This is a genomic window from Nostoc sp. JL23, from assembly GCF_017115065.1.
Lineage (GTDB): Bacteria > Cyanobacteriota > Cyanobacteriia > Cyanobacteriales > Nostocaceae > Nostoc > Nostoc punctiforme_A.
The window spans coordinates 1-17,579 of record NZ_JABXKN010000092.1; the positions used below are offsets into that span (position 1 = coordinate 1).

A 17,579-nucleotide genomic window follows, 5' to 3' on the forward strand; every position below is an offset into this window, starting at 1 on the left:
TTACTTGCGGAAAACACCAAAATGAGAAAGCAAACTGGGGTTTGAGTAAGTCAAATGTCATTTTACTTGCGGAAAACACCAAAATGAGAAAGCAAACCGGGATTTGAATAAGTCAAACGTCATTTTGCTTGCGGAAAACACTGAAATGAGAAAGCAAACACAGCTTTTGAGTAAGCAAACTGGGGTTTGAGTAAGTCAAATGCCATTTTGCTTATTAAATTAGACTTTATATATTTTTTCGATAAATTAACTAGTACAACACGGCGGAAATAAACCACCCATTCCAAATCAATGAAATGCTTATGCTATATTCATTTTTAATTTTTAATTCCGCCTTGCGGTACTAGTTATTGTCCATCGTGACCTTTTCGGCTTATTTCCTGGCTTGGACTGTGGTCGATATTTCTTGCAAAATCCTTGGTATTTAGCAGTGTATTCATTTGCAATTCATTTGCAATAAACCTTTTTAACTGTCGCTTGTAGGACAAGGAACAGACTTTTCTCCTGACCAATCTGTAAGAGTATTTTCATCTTTATAATGCCGGGGAGTTTTCAGCAACAAATACCAAGCTTCCCCAGCATTCAATAAATTAAACTTTTCAGAATATTGAGTTTCTAATAAATCCCTAACCATCACATAATAGTCAGAGTTCATTGCTGGGAAAATATGATGTTCAGTGTGGTGAGAAAAATTTAAATGCAACAAGTCAAATATTTTGTAAACCCGGAGAGACATACTATTAATTAGTGGGTCATTAACGTAGGTCATCGGACAAAGTAAATGATTTGTATAAATATAAAAAATTACTCCAGCATAACCAATTGCAATCGGTAAAAAGTAACCAAGTATGAGCTTTATGGGTTCAAATTGAAGATAGATGATGATACTCAGATGAATCACGATCATCATCAATAATTCCCCTGCGATCGCTTGACGATCTTTAGCACTGACTGTAAATGCAGCAGGAACATAATCGACGGATTCATGATTGAAAAACAGCACAGATGTCAGATTACGAAAAGTATGTACACCCCAAGCAGAAGTCATTCCCACTATGAACCATATAGGATTGACTTCAGTAGAAGGCACAAATAAGTCCTGAATCCATTTTCCCCAGGTTGAAGATTGTTTATATAAGTAATTACGATCTGGGTCGCCTAAATCATTAGTGTGATTATGATGTACTCGATTATGAACTGCTTTCCATAATGTTGGTGGCATCCACAACATTGTTAGTCCTATAAAGCTAATTATATAGATTAATCGCGGGTTTTTAATTACGCTACCATGCATCAAATCGTGGGTGCTAAATAGTAAGACAACGACGCTATTGCCCATAACTATGCTTAAAGGTACATAAAGCCATAAAAGGTATGGCGACCAAGAATCTAACCGCGCTGCTATCATCCAACCTAGTATCAAAATTGCCAGATTAATGAACAAGATAATTAACTTACTTGGATCGGGAATAAATGCTTCAGGTGGCATCAGAGAACGTAATTCTTTCGCATATATTTTCTGGTGAATAAGTGTCTGATCTGTACTAACATTCATAAATAATTTTTCAGTTAGATAATTTCACTGGGTAAAGTTTTGCGGGAAATCGTAGCGTTTTTCAACTGGAATAATTAAATTCACAAGTACGTAAGTATCTAAATCGTAACACAAAATATTTCTGCGGTAGACCTCTTGCATAATTTTGGCATTGCCTACATGTCTTCCTCAGAATAATTTCTGTGGTTCAAAGTGAAAGTTATCTGAAGCTGACTAAAATTATTGTTTTACCCACATTACTAGCTAGAGGCTATTAGGATGTCAAGTTTATCTTGGTAGGTAGTAAATTTTTTAGTAATAGCTTTAGTCTTTATTTTCTAATCACTAAAGTGCTTACTAAAAACCCTCGATACTAGCTTGACAAAGTACTAAAAAAACGTAAGTTAGTTAAAAGTTTTCCCAATTTCCAATCCCCCCCACATCTTTATAGATGCAGGGGGAGTAATAAAATAACCCACAATTTGGATTTTTGCTCAATTTTTGGGCAGTATTCACCGATTAATCCTACATACCGCAGGTGCGATGTCTACGAAGAGCTACGCCTACGCACTATTTATACTTTGTGCAAGCAGCCCACCTCAAAACTATTCAGACGCTTTGTTATTAGCTCTATTAGCACGCGCCTCAGCTGAAGCCATGACTTCATCAAAATTTTCTAGCACTTCGCCAGGGAAGTTTTCCAAAACTCTGGTAGAAAGAGCAACCCGCCCTTTACCTTCATCCAAGTCAATAATTACAGCTTTAATTGGCTGACCAACTTGAAATACTTTTTCTAAAGAATCAATAAATTTCTGGCTTACTTGCTTGATATGAAGTAAGGCGCTCATCCCACTTAAATCGACAAATACACCAAAAGGTTTGATGCCAGTAACTTTACCTTCCACCAGTTGACCTAGTTCTAATAAGCTGAAGTTGCTAGAACGGGTTGCTAAACGCTGGGAAAGGATGAGTTTGTTGGTGTTACGATTAATTTCCAAAAAACCCACAGTCAGATTTTGGCCTTTGAGTGCTTCTAAATTATCACGCTCTGCCAGGTGCGATCGCGGAATAAATCCCCGCAAAGAAAGAATATCGACAGTTACACCACCTTTATTCACACCCATAACTCGTACTTGCACAGTCTGAGCATTTTCCTGCATTTCAGTCAGTCGTTCCCAGATGTGCTGAATTTCCAACTGCTTTCGGGAAAGGGTAACTTGCCCTTCTGCATCCTGATCTCGGATAATCAAAAACTGCATTTCCTCTTGCAATGGCAGCACTTCCGATAAATCGGTAACTGCTCTCAAAGAAGCCTCATCGCGTGGCAGAAAAGCTGACGACTTACCACCAATATCCACATAAGCTCCATCATGGTCAAGTTGGAACACTTTGCCATGTACAAGCTGTCCCTTTTGAAATTGGTAGTCGTGTTTTTCTAGTGCTTTGGCAAAATCGTCCATTGTAAAGGGCGAATTGGCTGTTTGAGAAAGTTTCGATTCGGAATTCATGACTTTTGAAGATTAATTGTTATTTGATATGGTGCAACTGAAGTTTAGATTGTCATTTGTCATTTGTCATTTGTCCTTTGTTATTCACCAATGACTAATGACCAATGACGAACTTGGGTGCGTATGCTTCAGTTTAGTTGACCAAAGAGTTGTTTTACTTGCTCCCAAGCATCGGCCGCAGCTTTAGGATTATAACTGGCACGGTGGTCGCAGAAAAATCCGTGATCAGCTCCATCGTAGCGAAACACACGATGAGGAATTTTATATTTTTCTAACTCTGTTGCAATCTCATCTACTTGTTCGCCTGGAATGCTAGCATCTTCTGCACCAAAAAAGGCATAGAGAGTACCTGTTATTTCTTTGGTGCGGGTGACAGTAGGAGCGCCGCCTCCCGGTGTGCGAGTGGTAATTCCAGCACCGTAGAAGGAAGCCGTAGCTTTCATATCTGGCAAGGTGGCTGCAAGATATGCAACATGACCGCCAAAGCAGAAGCCAATACAGCCAAAGCCATCTTTTTTCACTTGGGGCAGATTTTTGAGGTAGTCAATTGCTAGTTGAATATCGCTCAATAACTCTGAGGCTTTAGTTTGTATGGCGTAGCTTCTGCCCGTTTCAATATCTTCGGGTGTATATCCAGTTTCAAAGCCAGGAGCAATACGTTGAAAAAGTGCAGGTGCGATCGCTACATAACCAAGTTTGGCAATTCGTTCTGTAACTTCCCGAATGTGAACGTTGACACCAAAAATTTCTTGTAATACTACAACTCCTGAATAAGAACCAGATTCTTTTGGCTCTGCTAGATAAGCAGACACTTGAATATTATCTTGCAAAAGATTAACCGTTGTGGTAATTGTTGCTTGCTCTGTCATAATAATTTTTACCAGTGCTGTGTGATTAGCCGTGTGTTTATTTGATATAACTATGCCAGTATGCCCAACTTTTTTCTAATTAAATTATCAATTACCAATAGTGAGAGCATTAGAAATTGAGTTTAGAAAAAATTTATATGTAAATAACTGATTTTATATGTAATAAATACAACTAGTTATCCAGGGATGCTGAGTTAAAAGTGCTGAGTAGGAAAGCAACACCTAAGACTCAAACCTCAGCACTCAAGACTCAGCACTCAGCACTTAGTATTCAGGAGGTTTGGTGATGATTCAATTCCGTATTCAGCCAGACAGCGAAATTCCCGCATCAACCCAGCTGTTTAATCAAATCCGATTTGCGATCGCTTCTCGGCAATATCCCCCTGCTTACAAATTACCAAGCACACGCGCGCTGGCAATGCAAACAGGGTTACATCGAAACACCATTAGTAAAGTTTACCGTCAACTGGAGGAAGACGGATTTGTTGAAAGTATGGCTGGTTCGGGTATTTATGTTCGTGCCCAAGGTCATGAGGGCGGTAGCAGGTTACAATCACCAATTCTCAAACAAAATCCTGATGCATATCAAGTTGTCCAGCAAGCACTTGACGAGTTGCTCTCACAAGGATGTTCGCTGAATCAAGCCAGAGAGCTATTTTTAGCGGAAATTGACTGGCGCTTGCGTTGTAGTGCGCGGGTACTGGTTGCAGTGCCATCTTATGATATGGGTGCTGGTGAGTTGATGGTGTATGAATTAGAGCGATCGCTAAAAATACCAGTCCAGTTGGTAGCAATGGAAGAATTAACAGCTGTGTTAGATAAAACCACCTCTGCGACAGTAGTCACAAGTCGGTATTTTATCAGTAATGTGGAAGCGATCGCAGCTCCAAAAGCTGCACGAGTAATTCCTCTCGATATCTACGACTACAGCAAAGAACTCAGCATCTTGAAAACCCTACCAAAAGAAAACTGTGTTGGGATAGTTAGCCTCAGTTCCGGTATTGCACGAGCCGCAGAAGTCATCCTCCACGGTTTGCGCGGTGATGAACTATTGGTGATGACTTCGCAACCAAAAGATGCATATAAACTTCAGGCAATGGTTAAGCGGGCTGAGGTAATCATAAGCGATCAAGCCAGTTTTGCGGCAGTACAAGCAGCCGTGCAAGCATCTGATGAAGATATTATTCGCCCACCAAAGCTGATTAAGGTTGAAAATTATATCGGTGCTAACTCGATTAACTTGCTAAAACGAGAATTGGGTTTAAGTTAATCTCAAGATAATTCTACCAACATCTTTGAGAGCAACTAATACAGGAGGGATGGGATAGTGCAGATTGTGATTGTGGGCGCAGGCCCAACAGGTGTAACCCTTGCCCTGCTCCTTGTAAAACGTGGTATTGCTGTAACGTTAATTGAAGCGGCAAAAGACTTTCATCGTGTATTTCGCGGCGAAGGATTAATGCCCAGTGGCTTAGAAGCTTTAGAGGAAATGGGCCTATCAGCGTTGTTGGAACATATTCCCCATCGGCAACTCGACGCGTGGGAATTCATTATAGGGGACAAGCAGTTGTTTCGAGTTGATGAACCAATGGGGGCAACTCGACCCTGTACACTGGTTTCACAACCACCACTGCTCAAAGCACTGATTTCAGAAGCCCAAACCAATGATGGGTTTGAATTTATCCAGGGTGTTCCGGTCAAGGATTTACTGTGGGGTAACCAACGTGTCGCAGGTGTAGTATTGAGCGATGGGAGAGAACTAACTGCTGACCTAGTGATTGGGGCAGATGGGAGAAATTCTCTTGTGCGACAACGTATAGGATTGGAATTGGTACGCCAACCCAAAAATATTGATATTCTCTGGTTTAAACTTGCTGCTACTTCTGAGTTTGCAGGCGATAATGTGTTTCGTACAATTGTAAATGGCGATCGCGTATTTACCATCTTTCACGGAGCAGAATCAGGAAAACTGCATCTGGCTTGGGTGATGTCCGCAACCGAAAACACTGACTCCAAGCAAGCCAACTGGGTAGAGATTTTTGCCTCCTTATCACCCTCATGGCTAGCAGAGCATTTCCGTAATCATGCAGACACCATCGAATCTCCCATTCGGCTCTCTGTTGTGGTTGGTTATTGTCCCCAATGGCACGCACCAGGAGTACTGCTTCTAGGTGATGCTGCACACCCAATGTCTCCCGTCCGTGCCCAAGGAATTAATCTCGCATTCCGTGATGTGATTGTCGCTGCTAATCATCTTGTGCCGTTGTTGCAAAAAGAAGCTGGACACCAGGATATTGACATCGCACTATCGCACATCCAAGCGGAACGTCAGCCAGAAATTATCCGCGCCCAGCAACTCCAGTTAGAAGAAGCTAAACAAGGCGAACTACTGCGAAAAAATGCACTGCTGCGATCGCTATTGATTCAACTTGCTCCCTTACTCCGTAAAATAATTAAAAAGTCTTGGTTAAGGCGACAATATAAAATGCGTCAAGGTATCACACAGGTACACTTAACTGTCTAAAAATCAATACAGTTCAGTTAAGCATTTTTTCCTTCTCTCTGTGTTCTCTGCGCCTCTGTGGTTCGTTAAAAAAAATTAACTTCACAAAGGGTTTTAGCCTTAACCCAAGCGTATTGGTCTAAAAATCGCTATCAGTTATCCGACTTGTGATTGTGGCGTGTTAATTTGCAAAAACTCTTGTACCTGTTGCATATAAGTTGGCGCATCTTCCAACATTGGGAAATGCGCTGTGTTACGAATCATCACAAATTTCACTTTGTCACTCAATGCAGCGGCTTGACGCCCCATCTCGGCTGGAATAATTTTGTCATACTCCCCTGCCACAAGCAGAGTCGGCACTGTCAGCTTGGCAAACTCTTGTGGCATCACTTCAGATTGAGCCTTACTGACTGAAGTAAAAATTGTTCCTAAAGCCGCATCGTAATCTGCTTCAAGAAAATCTTCTAAAAAAGCTTGCCGCTCAGAATGTGGTATGGAACTATATAAAAATCTGGCCATAAACATCCGGTCAACAAATGGAATTTTGCTTAACCACTTGGGACGGAATTTCACTACATAGCCACCGAATTTATGAAAGGCACTAAAAGATTTTTCGTCGTACTCGAAAATGCCGCTACAAGTTAAAATTCCTCGTTCTACTCGTTCGGGATAGCGGTTAAAAAATAAAGTGGCAACAGAAGCGCCCATTGAATGAGCATTGATATAAACATGCTGAAGATGCAACCCATCTAACAAGGCTGCCAAATCATCAGCGTATTCCTCTAATTCATAGGTTAACTCTGTGATTGCCTCTGATTCTTCCTGTGGGGAATCAGATTCAGCAACAGCTTCACTTGCTTGGGCGATAGTTGGCTTTCCACTAGAACGGCCAAATCCCCGCATATCGTAGAGTAAACAATCAAATTGCTCTGATAAAACATCAGCAGTATTTTGCCAATATCTAGCCGAACCAGCCCAACCATGCATGAAAACCATCACTGGTTTTACCAAAGAACCGGATGGTTTTTTCACCCATTCGTAGTAATGCTCAACGCCACGAACATTAATATAAGGCATTAGTCATTTGTCCTTTGTCAGTTGTCATTAGTCCCTGGTATATGGTTATTATTCCTTATTTTTTGACCAATGACTAATGACCAATGACTATTAAGCTGATTCTGGCTTCGGTAGTGAAGACGGATGTATTATCAGTTCAGCAGTCGATCGCTTCTCGACCATTTCCCTTGTAACTGTACAGCGTGTCACATCCTTACGGGATGGTAACTCATACATTACATCCAACATCAATTCTTCGACAATACCACGTAATGCTCTTGCACCAGTTTTACGGCGGTAAGCTTCTTGAGCGATCGCTCGTAAAGCATCTGCTTTAAAATCTAGCTGGACATTATCCATCTTCAGCAGCTTTTGGTACTGCTTCACTAAGGCGCTGCGTGGTTGGGTAAGAATCGCCATCAGTGCTTCTTCATCTAGCGGATCTACTACTGCTACCATTGGCATCCGCCCAATAAATTCTGGAATCAGACCAAATTTTACTAAATCATCCGGTTCTAGATGGCGAAGCGTGTCTGCTGCTCGTTTCTCTTTCGATTGGCCTTCTCCTGGCTGCACAAAACCGATTGCTTTTTTGCCAACTCTCTGATCTACAATCTTGTCTAAGCCTACGAAGGCACCACCACAGACGAACAAAATATTACTTGTATCAATCTGAATGCAGTCTTGATAGGGATGCTTGCGCCCTCCTTGGGGTGGTACATTAGCGATCGTTCCCTCTAACATTTTCAGCAAGGCTTGCTGCACACCTTCGCCAGAAACATCACGGGTAATTGACGTGTTCTCGCTCTTACGAGCAATTTTGTCAATTTCGTCAATGTAAATAATTCCTCGTTGGGCTTCCTCTATATCCAAATCTGCCACTTGCAACAGTCGCAGCAAGATATTTTCCACATCTTCTCCTACATACCCCGCTTCCGTCAGCGTTGTCGCATCGGCTACGGCAAAGGGTACATCCAGGATTTTCGCTAGGGTTTGCGCTAAGAGAGTTTTGCCGCAACCAGTCGGGCCGATTAACAAGATGTTGGACTTTTGCAGTTCTATGGCATCATCTGACCCAGGTTTGCCACTGGCCTTAGACTGAATGACTGCCAGCCGCTTGTAGTGATTGTAAACAGCTACTGACAGAACTTTCTTCGCTTCGTCTTGACCAATAACGTGTTCGTCTAGATACTTTTTAATCTCTCTTGGCTTGGGTATTTGATTAAACGAAATACTAGCAGAGTGAGTACGCCGTTTTTCAGGTGGCTCTGCTCTTGGTGCTGGTTGTGCTGCCGCACCATTAGTATCGAGTAACTCCTCGTCTAGTATTTCATTACACAAGTCAACGCATTCATCGCAGATGTAGACTCCCGGCCCTGCGATTAATTTACGCACCTGCTCTTGAGACTTGCCACAAAATGAACATTTCAAATGGGAGTCGTACTTAGACATACCAGCCTCTTATTTCAGAATGGTGACGTTTTCCCCTGCTACGGGAAGATTTTGCCTGGAAATGACCTGATCAATCAAACCGTAGTTTTTTGCCTCTTCTGCCGACATAAAAAAGTCGCGCTCAGTATCTGCTTCAAGTCTTTCTAAGGGTTGACCAGTATGGTGAGCCATTAACTGATTCAACTTAGCCTTAACGTAAAGAATTTCTCTGGCTTGAATTTCAATGTCAATGGCTTGACCTTGAGCGCCACCAAGTGGTTGGTGAATCATAATCCGGGAGTCGGGCAGAGACATTCGCTTACCGGCAGCCCCTGCTGTCAACAAAAATGCCCCCATGCTCGCGGCTAATCCAAAACAGATGGTAACAACATCAGGGCGAATTTGCTGTATTGTATCATAGATTGCCATCCCTGCGTAGACGGAGCCGCCAGGAGAATTAACATACAGTTGGATGTCTTTTTCTGAGTCTTCGGCGTCTAGGAATAACAACTGAGCCACAATTGAGTTGGCTACGGCATCGTCTATTGGCGTTCCTAAAAAGATAATCCGCTCTCGCAGCAGGCGGGAGTAGATGTCGAAAGCTCTTTCTCCCATGCCAGATTGCTCTATCACCATCGGCACGATGTTGTTAGGGCTGCTTAACTGGGAGTTAATGTTTATTCGACTTAAGTTGCTGATTGGGGAATTTCCCGACTGCGATTCAAGCATACAAGCTTTCTTTGACAATTATTTAGGACAAATGTTTCAGCAGCAGATGCTGCTTTTTCAACGAATGGAATTTTTATAAGCTACGTGTTAACCATTATGCCTCATATAATTTCCTCTCGTGTAACACAGTATCAAGCCTAGGCAATAACAGGTGTCACTATTTGCCGAAAATTCATTAATTATTTAATTATTCCGACTTAATCCCTGAGTCATTGGGCATTGGGCATTGGTTATTTCTCTCCCTATTTCCTCATCTCCCTTACCTTACCCATTTCACCAGTACTTTAACTCAGAACTGGTGAACTCATGGTTGTGGGATTTTTTATTATCCTTCTGTAACTTCTGTAGAAGCTTCGCTGTTTTCTTCCTCAGTCTGAGGTGCATCAGCATCAGCATCTGCTTCTGTGTCTTCCGTTTCCTCCGCAGGACTTAATGAACCTTCCGGTACAAGTTCAACTGATGAGTGTTCTAAGAGCCAATCGATGATTTTTTCGGTTAACAGTTCGTTTTCCACGATTGAGCGCAGTTTATCTTCATCAACATCCTGTTCCTCCGAGTATTGTTCCAAAAGTTCTGTAACTCTGGCTGCGATTTCTTCTGGTGTTACCTCAATAGATTCGCGTTTTCCTATTTCCCGCAAGGATAAGGAGCGTTTGATGCGTTCAATTGCTTCAGTACGCGATCGCTCCCGCAATTGCGGAATAATATCTTGAGTAAACAGCTTTCTCACATCCAATCCCTGCTGAGACAGTCGCATTGCTGTTTGCGTTAGCATCGCATCCACTTCTTGCTCAATCAAAGTTGCTGGTAAGTCAACTTCTACGTGCTTGAGCAGTTCCGTTAACAAAGCTTCCTGCTTATTGGTTTTTGTTTTGTCGTCCGCCTCTTTTTGATATTGCTCTACCAAAGAAGCGCGTAACTCCTCTAAGGTTTCAAAATCGCTGACTTCCTGGGCGAAATCGTCATTTACTTCTGGTAGCTCCTTTTCCTTTAATTCTTTGAGTGTCACGGTGAAAGTTGCCGCTTTTCCAGCTAATTCTTCATTAGCATAAGGATCTGGGAACTGTGCCGCAATTTCTTTCGTTTCTTCAGGATTCATCCCTACTATTCCCGAAATAAAGCCTGGAATAAACTTATCTTCTTGCAACTCAACTTGAAAATCAGTTGCTTCGGCTCCGGGAATCGGTTCTAGTTCAGCTGTTTCGTCCTCGCCCTCAACTCTGGCGAATGAACCTTTAAAATCGACTACGGCAATATCGCCGATTTGGGCTGCACGTCCTTCTACAGGAATCAATGTCGCCAATTCTTGACGTTCCTTATCCAGCGTGTTCTCCACTCGCTCTGGATCGTACTTAACTTCTTCGGCCTTGGCTTGCAAATCAGTGTACTGCACTAGATTCACTTCTGGTTCTACATCGACAGCAGCCGAAATCGTCAGGGGTTTTCCAGGTTCATAATTATTAATCAAATCCTCAAAAGAGGAGCGCAATTGCGGCTGACCGATTGCTGGGATGGCTTCTTGTTTGACTGCTTGCTCAATGCCATCTTGAATTAGTTCTTCCAGCGCCGCTGCCTTGATTCGAGTTGTACCCAGCCGTTGTAGTAATATCGGCCGAGGCACCTTGCCTTTACGAAACCCAGGAATATTGGCAGTACTCGCTAAGTTTTTAATGACCTGTTCGTAAGTTTGCTTGGTAATTTCCGGCGTAATCTCTATTTCCAGACCAATTTGGCTGGCGGGAAGTTTTTCCTGGGTAACTTTCATGCTTCGTCTCTAGTTTTCTGGTATTTTATACTCCGAGTACACACAAAACGCAATAAAATAATTGTTTGCGTTTATGGCTTGATGTCTCTTAGGGGTAATGGGAGTTTGCCAAAAGGTCTTGTGACATCCTAATGATGGATGTTTGTCCTGGGGCAAACATCCAGTTTACTGCCAATTATCAAGGACTTGACATTTTACCTTCATAACAATTTAGTTAATGGGGCATTTGGATTAAGGGGAGGTGAGAGTTGATAGGGAATAAATCTGTAAACTTTACCCTGTAACCTATTCTCTTCTTCACTCCCGGCTCACTCTAAAACTTGGGAATTAATTATCCAGTGGGCTAATGCCGTGATATCCTGGTTCTCAAATAGTGGTTAGTACCCCCAGGTTAAAGGTATAGTATTTAGTCTAGCTATTATCTAGCTATTATTAAGTTGTGTGTGGTACGAGAGTGCATCTGTTACTTAACCACATCGCTCAGTTTGACCTTGTGCTGGCTTTATGGATTTAGATCCTAGTATATTCATCATCTTGGCAAGCAAGCTTGCAGCCAATACATTTGTTTCTTTACGGTAAGATGCTTGTTAAACCCCTAAGTGCAGATATCTCCATTTATTATAAAAATGGCGGATTGTTGTATAATATATATTTATAGTTAGAATAGATAAAAAAATAAATATACTGTTATTTTAAAATGCAATATCATTTAACTTAATTAAATAAGCAAAAAAATAAATGTATTAAATATATAAAGATAGACTAAATTAGAGAAAAATATAATACCTATTAAAAATGTATTTCCAGACTGCGATCGCTATTTAAATATAACTAAATTGTCAATTGTTCCAAGAAATTGCAGATTAAGTCTCTTATAAGGAGGAAGCAAGTTTGTCGAAATCCTATCGTTTAGCTATTTTGGGAGCGACTGGTGCAGTAGGCACAGAGTTGCTGGAATTATTAGAAAGCCGTAATTTCCCGATTGCTGACTTGAAGTTATTGGCATCAGAGCGGAGTGTTGGGCGATCGCTGCAATTTAAAGGTGAAAATATACCAATAGAAGCAGTGAGCGATCGCGCCTTTGAAAATGTCGATATAGTACTAGCTAGTGCAGGTGGTTCCACATCCAAAACTTGGGCAGCTGTTGCCGTGGAAAAGGGCGCAGTGGTAATTGACAACTCCAGTGCCTTTCGGATGAACCCAGAAGTTCCCTTAGTAGTGCCAGAGGTGAATCCCCAAGCCGCAGCGCATCACCAAGGCATTATTGCTAACCCCAACTGCACAACGATTTTAATGGCTGTGGCAGTCTGGCCATTGCATAAAGTTAAGCCAGTGCAACGCATCGTCGCTGCAACCTACCAATCTGCTAGTGGTGCAGGTGCTAGAGCAATGGCGGAAGTCAAAACCCAAACAAGCGCTATACTACAAGGACAGCCACCGATTGCCGAAATATTGCCTTACCCATTGGCATTTAATTTATTCCCGCATAACTCCCCATTAAACGATTTGGGTTATTGTGAGGAAGAAATGAAAATGGTCAACGAAACCCGGAAAATATTTGGTACGCAGCAAATCAGAATCACTGCAACCTGTATACGGGTTCCCGTACTCCGCGCCCACTCAGAAGCCATTAATTTAGAATTTGAGACTCCCTTTAGTGCGAAGGAAGCCAGAGAAATTTTAAATTCCTCCCCTGGAGTAAAATTGGTAGAAGATTGGGGAGCGAATCATTTCCCGATGCCAATTGAAGCAACCGGTCGAGATGAAGTTTTAGTGGGAAGAATTCGCCAGGATATTTCTCATCCTTGTGGCTTGGAATTATGGTTATGTGGCGACCAAATTCGCAAAGGCGCAGCATTGAATGCAGTACAAATCGCTGAGTTATTAGTAGAGAAAAATCTACTCAAACCATTAGCTATTAGTCATTAGTAATTGGTCATTGGTCATTAGTAAAATGACAAAGGACAAATAACAAATGACTAATGGCACTTGAAAGCAATTTGCAGATAGGTTATTACAATAGAGAACCACCAAGATATAAAAACATGGGTAATCAGGAGTGAAAAAAGGGTGGGAGATTTTGGCAATGTTTTAACCGCTATGATTACACCATTTAAAGCAGATGGTAGTGTCAACTATGATGTAGCGGCAGAACTGGCGGCGCATCTAGCTAACAACGGTACAGATACATTGGTGATGTGCGGCACAACAGGAGAATCCCCGACGCTAAGTTGGGATGAAGAATATCAGTTGTTTGTCGAGGTATTGCAGTCCGTGGCCGGAAAAGCCAAGGTAATCGCAGGTTGTGGATCGAATTCCACCAAAGAAGCGATCGCAGCCACCCAAAAAGCGTCTAAGATAGGAGTACATGGTTCCTTACAAGTTGTTCCTTATTACAACAAACCGCCGCAAGCGGGACTGGAAGCGCACTTTAAGGCAATAGCACAAGCCTGTCCCGACTTACCGTTGTTGTTATATAATGTCCCAGGTCGTACCGGACAAAACCTTCAGCCAGAAACAGTTGCCCGGTTAGCTGAGGTTAGCAATATTGTCGGAATTAAAGAATCCACTGGTAATATAGATCAGGCAAGTGAAATTCGTCGCTTGACACCAAAAGAATTCCACATCTATTCTGGTGATGATTACATGACTTTGCCCTTGTTAGCGATCGGGGCAAAGGGTGTGGTAAGTGTAGCTTCTCATCTGGTAGGAAACCAACTACAGCAGATGATTCAAGCTTTTAATGCGGGAAAAATTGAGGTAGCAAGCGAAATTCATCTCCAACTTTTCCCGTTGTTTAAAGCTCTATTTCTCACTTCAAATCCCATTCCAGTGAAAAAAGCACTGCAACTTCAAGGTTGGGAGGTTGGTTCAACTCGTCCGCCGCTATGTGAAGCTGATTTAGAAGTCAGTCAAAAATTAGAAGCGGTTCTGAAAGAACTTAGTTTAATTTAAGCACCAACTTATTTAAATGCTGGTAGTCTCCTCCTTGTCAAAGATACATATAAACAACGATCATAATTGTTCATAAGTTGCAATTTAAAAACCTGTGCTAGGACTGATAGATATACTATGAATCCTTGAGTCTTACAGTTGATTTTATTGAATAAAAAATTGAAATCTTCAATTAAAACTTGATTGCTTTGGGACTGACTTAAGAGACAGATGATGTTGTCTTAAATACAAGTTCGTTAACTATCAACTTAATTAACCACAAGTAACAATCTAAGGAGAAAATGGCTAAAAACGAAGCTAATAATTCCGCCTTGAAAATTATTCCTTTGGGCGGTTTGCATGAAATTGGTAAAAATACCTGTCTTTTTGAGTATGACGATGAAATAATCCTGTTAGATGCAGGATTGGCTTTTCCCACAGAGGCGATGCATGGTGTCAATATTGTTTTACCAGATACGACTTATTTGCGGGAAAATCGCCACAAAATTAAAGGGATGATCGTTACTCATGGTCATGAAGACCATATTGGCGGGATTGCCTTTCATCTCAAGCAATTTGATATCCCGGTGATTTATGGGCCCAGGCTAGCAATGGCAATGCTAGAGGGTAAATTAGAAGAAGCAGGAGTCCGCGATCGCACAGAAATCAGAACAGTTCTACCACGGGATGTAGTGCGGATTGGCAAAAACTTTTTAGTTGAATATATCCGCAACACTCATTCCATCGCTGATAGTTTCACTGTTGCCATTCATACTCCCCTTGGTGTAGTCATTCACACAGGGGATTTCAAAATTGACCATACCCCAGTGGATGGTGAAAAGTTTGATTTGCAACGCCTAGCAGAACATGGTGAAAAAGGCGTTCTTTGCCTCCTAAGTGATTCCACTAATGCTGAGATACCAGGGTTTACACCTTCGGAACGCTCAGTTTATCCCAATTTGGAGAGAGTATTTAGTCAAGCCACTGGACGATTATTCGTCACGACCTTTGCTTCTAGCGTGCATCGCATCAACATGATTTTGGATATCGCCAAGAAGCAGAACCGTGTAGTTACGGTTGTAGGGCGTTCCATGCTGAACTTGATTGCTCATGCCCGCAATTTAGGTTACATCAAGTGTGAAGATAATTTGCTGCAACCATTGCACGCAGTTCGTAATCTCCCTGACGAAAAAGTTTTAGTCTTAACTACAGGTTCTCAGGGTGAAACGATGGCAGCAATGACCCGCATTGCCAACAAAGAACATCCTCACATTAAAATCCGCCAAGGAGATACGGTAGTATTCTCTGCTAACCCAATTCCCGGAAATACGATCGCAGTAGTCAACACCATTGATAAATTGATGATTCAAGGTGCGAAAGTGATCTACGGTCGGGATAAAGGGATTCACGTCTCCGGTCACGGCTGTCAGGAAGAACAAAAGCTGATGATTGCCTTAACTCGACCCAAGTTCTTTGTGCCATTTCACGGCGAACATCGGATGCTGGTGAAGCACGCAGAAACGGCTCAGAGTATGGGCATTCCCGCAGAAAATATGATCATTATTCAGAATGGTGATATTGTCGAACTGACTGAAGATGCCATTCGCGTCGCTGGGAAAGTGCCATCTGGTATCGAATTGGTGGATACTACTAGTTCGGGGATGGTAAGTGCCAAAGTGCTACAAGAACGGCAACGCATGGCTTCAGAGGGGATTATCACGATCGCAGCTGCCATTGATTGGAATGGTAAACTGTTGGCGAAACCAGAAACTCACCTTCGGGGTGTAGTGACAAGTGTAGAGCGATCGCTTTTACAAACCTGGGTAAAACAACGCATTGAAGAAATCCTCACTGTGCGCTGGACAGAATTTGCTCCTAGCGAAGGTGAAGCAGCAGATATAGACTGGGGTGGATTGCAAGGAACTTTAGAACGAGAATTGCAACGTTCCATCCGTCGGGAATTGCAATGTCAACCATCTGTGACTTTGTTGATGCAAATCCCTGATGAGCCACCTGTAAAAGTTGCTGATGGGAGAAGACGGCGGACTCGGACTGCTGCTCAGGTAGCATCATAGAGAATTTAAGGTAAAAATCTCATACAAAGAGAAGTTTGAGCAGTGGCTTTCACCGCTCAAACTTCGATTGGCGCAAAGACACAGAATTTTTCTGAACGTCTTTGCGTTTTCTTTTGTAATGGGTATAGAAATTATCTATAGTTCTTGGAGGCGATCTAACTTGTTAGGCTACTGCCACCGGAGGCGTGCGTACAGCGTACTGCCGGGAGGAATTGCGCTGTAGAGTACAAAAACACCCATAAGTAAGTTCATCTCATTTTAAGGCTTCAGACTGTATTATTTTCAAATCGCCACTGCCAACCTAAGTTTTGTGAAATGAAATCGATTCTAGCCGCTCAAAAATCACTACTTCTACAGTATTCAGCCAGGGGTGAACAAGACACACTTACGTGAGAAAGTGGGAACACGGAGAGGAAAAATGTCTTCTAGGATATTACTGATGTTTATACTTAGCAAAAATACTTTCAGAAAGACCTTATATTAAGTTGTGTAAATGTTACACTAAAACCTATCCAATGATGGATGTCTTTATTAAAATTTAAACTGTGTCAAGTTATGAACAAGATCGTAATATTACACTACCGATCCCCAGAAATTTGCGATTAACTTGACGTAGTAATAAATTAGGTTCTGACTTAAGTGGCTAATCAGGTATTACATTATATCGCAGTCAGAACGCGATTTTTCCGGGAAAGTTCGTTGCCACGTTGTATATATTCATCAAAAAGGTGAATAGCCTCAATAACACAGAGGGTTAACCATGAAGGTATTCGACAATACCACCAAAAAGATTTTCCTGGCTAGCTGGGTATCAATCAATCAAGCAGAAACTACTGACCATAAAGCAACCCAGCTAAACCATTCTCCTTCCAAGCCCTACTGGGATATTCTCCAACCCTTACGGCAACGAGTAGAAAACATTCAAGTCAGCGATCGCCAACTAGCTCACCGTTTGTGCAAACTGATTCCATCTCAGTGCCCCTTTGAGCGCGATGTCAAATTATTTGGGAAGACCTTGTTTCACATCCCACCCATGTGCAAGCTCAACCCCTTATATGAAGAAGTTGTTGGTTTACGTTTCCGAGCGTTGTGCTATCTAGCCGACGAGTGTGGCGAAGATGTATCGCAGTACTGCTAATACTGAGATATGAACGCTGAGGAAAAAGTTAGGAGTC

The 17,579-nt window shown here is 42.0% G+C and carries 13 protein-coding genes; 6 read left to right on the top strand and 7 right to left on the bottom strand.

Features of this window, described 5'->3' with window-relative positions; all coding sequences use genetic code 11:
• Nucleotides 1-466 precede the first annotated feature (466 nt).
• The 3 genes from HWQ42_RS17825 to HWQ42_RS17835 form a co-directional block, all read right to left on the bottom strand.
• Nucleotides 467-1,555 carry a fatty acid desaturase gene (locus HWQ42_RS17825; RefSeq protein WP_292814521.1) on the bottom strand — a complete coding sequence of 363 codons (1,089 nt, stop codon included), beginning with the start codon at nt 1,553-1,555 and terminating at the stop codon, nt 467-469.
• Nucleotides 1,556-2,139: 584 nt separating this feature from the next.
• Entirely contained in the window at nt 2,140-3,042 is a 903-nt protein-coding gene (locus HWQ42_RS17830; protein ID WP_292732559.1) for a S1 RNA-binding domain-containing protein, read from the bottom strand.
• 128 nt (nt 3,043-3,170) lie between these two features.
• Nucleotides 3,171-3,911 (bottom strand): dienelactone hydrolase family protein, encoded by a 741-nt coding sequence (locus HWQ42_RS17835; RefSeq protein WP_292814523.1) that lies wholly within the window; start codon nt 3,909-3,911, stop codon nt 3,171-3,173.
• A gap of 286 nt (nt 3,912-4,197) precedes the next feature.
• On the opposite strand from HWQ42_RS17835, the gene HWQ42_RS17840 reads away from it, so the two are divergent.
• On the top strand, nt 4,198-5,181 hold the full coding sequence (locus HWQ42_RS17840) for a GntR family transcriptional regulator (protein ID WP_292732563.1): 984 nt from the start codon (nt 4,198-4,200) through the stop codon (nt 5,179-5,181).
• Nucleotides 5,182-5,235: 54 nt separating this feature from the next.
• Entirely contained in the window at nt 5,236-6,435 is a 1,200-nt protein-coding gene (locus HWQ42_RS17845; RefSeq protein WP_292814979.1) for an FAD-dependent monooxygenase, read from the top strand.
• A gap of 135 nt (nt 6,436-6,570) precedes the next feature.
• Here the strand turns inward: HWQ42_RS17845 and HWQ42_RS17850 are convergent, their stop codons facing one another.
• From HWQ42_RS17850 to tig, 4 genes are all read right to left on the bottom strand, one after another.
• Nucleotides 6,571-7,491, bottom strand: a complete 921-nt coding sequence (locus HWQ42_RS17850) for an alpha/beta hydrolase (RefSeq protein WP_292814526.1) — start codon at nt 7,489-7,491, stop codon at nt 6,571-6,573.
• 90 nt (nt 7,492-7,581) lie between these two features.
• Nucleotides 7,582-8,922, bottom strand: a complete 1,341-nt coding sequence (clpX, locus tag HWQ42_RS17855; protein WP_094348623.1) for an ATP-dependent protease ATP-binding subunit ClpX — start codon at nt 8,920-8,922, stop codon at nt 7,582-7,584.
• A 9-nt stretch (nt 8,923-8,931) separates the two neighbouring features.
• Nucleotides 8,932-9,630 (bottom strand): ATP-dependent Clp endopeptidase proteolytic subunit ClpP, encoded by a 699-nt coding sequence (gene clpP, locus HWQ42_RS17860; protein ID WP_292814528.1) that lies wholly within the window; start codon nt 9,628-9,630, stop codon nt 8,932-8,934.
• Between the two features lie 325 nt (nt 9,631-9,955).
• A complete protein-coding gene (gene tig / locus HWQ42_RS17865; RefSeq protein WP_292814531.1) occupies nt 9,956-11,395 on the bottom strand; it encodes a trigger factor in 1,440 nt (479 codons plus the stop codon).
• An 891-nt stretch (nt 11,396-12,286) separates the two neighbouring features.
• On the opposite strand from tig, the gene HWQ42_RS17870 reads away from it, so the two are divergent.
• From HWQ42_RS17870 to HWQ42_RS17885, 4 genes are all read left to right on the top strand, one after another.
• On the top strand, nt 12,287-13,324 hold the full coding sequence (locus HWQ42_RS17870; RefSeq protein WP_292814534.1) for an aspartate-semialdehyde dehydrogenase: 1,038 nt from the start codon (nt 12,287-12,289) through the stop codon (nt 13,322-13,324).
• Nucleotides 13,325-13,465: 141 nt separating this feature from the next.
• On the top strand, nt 13,466-14,350 hold the full coding sequence (gene dapA / locus HWQ42_RS17875) for a 4-hydroxy-tetrahydrodipicolinate synthase (protein WP_094348620.1): 885 nt from the start codon (nt 13,466-13,468) through the stop codon (nt 14,348-14,350).
• 281 nt (nt 14,351-14,631) lie between these two features.
• Nucleotides 14,632-16,404: a ribonuclease J gene (locus tag HWQ42_RS17880; protein WP_292814539.1), complete on the top strand. Its 1,773-nt coding sequence runs from the start codon at nt 14,632-14,634 to the stop codon at nt 16,402-16,404.
• A gap of 760 nt (nt 16,405-17,164) precedes the next feature.
• Entirely contained in the window at nt 17,165-17,542 is a 378-nt protein-coding gene (locus HWQ42_RS17885) for a Mo-dependent nitrogenase C-terminal domain-containing protein (protein ID WP_292730353.1), read from the top strand.
• Nucleotides 17,543-17,579: the final 37 nt, after the last annotated feature.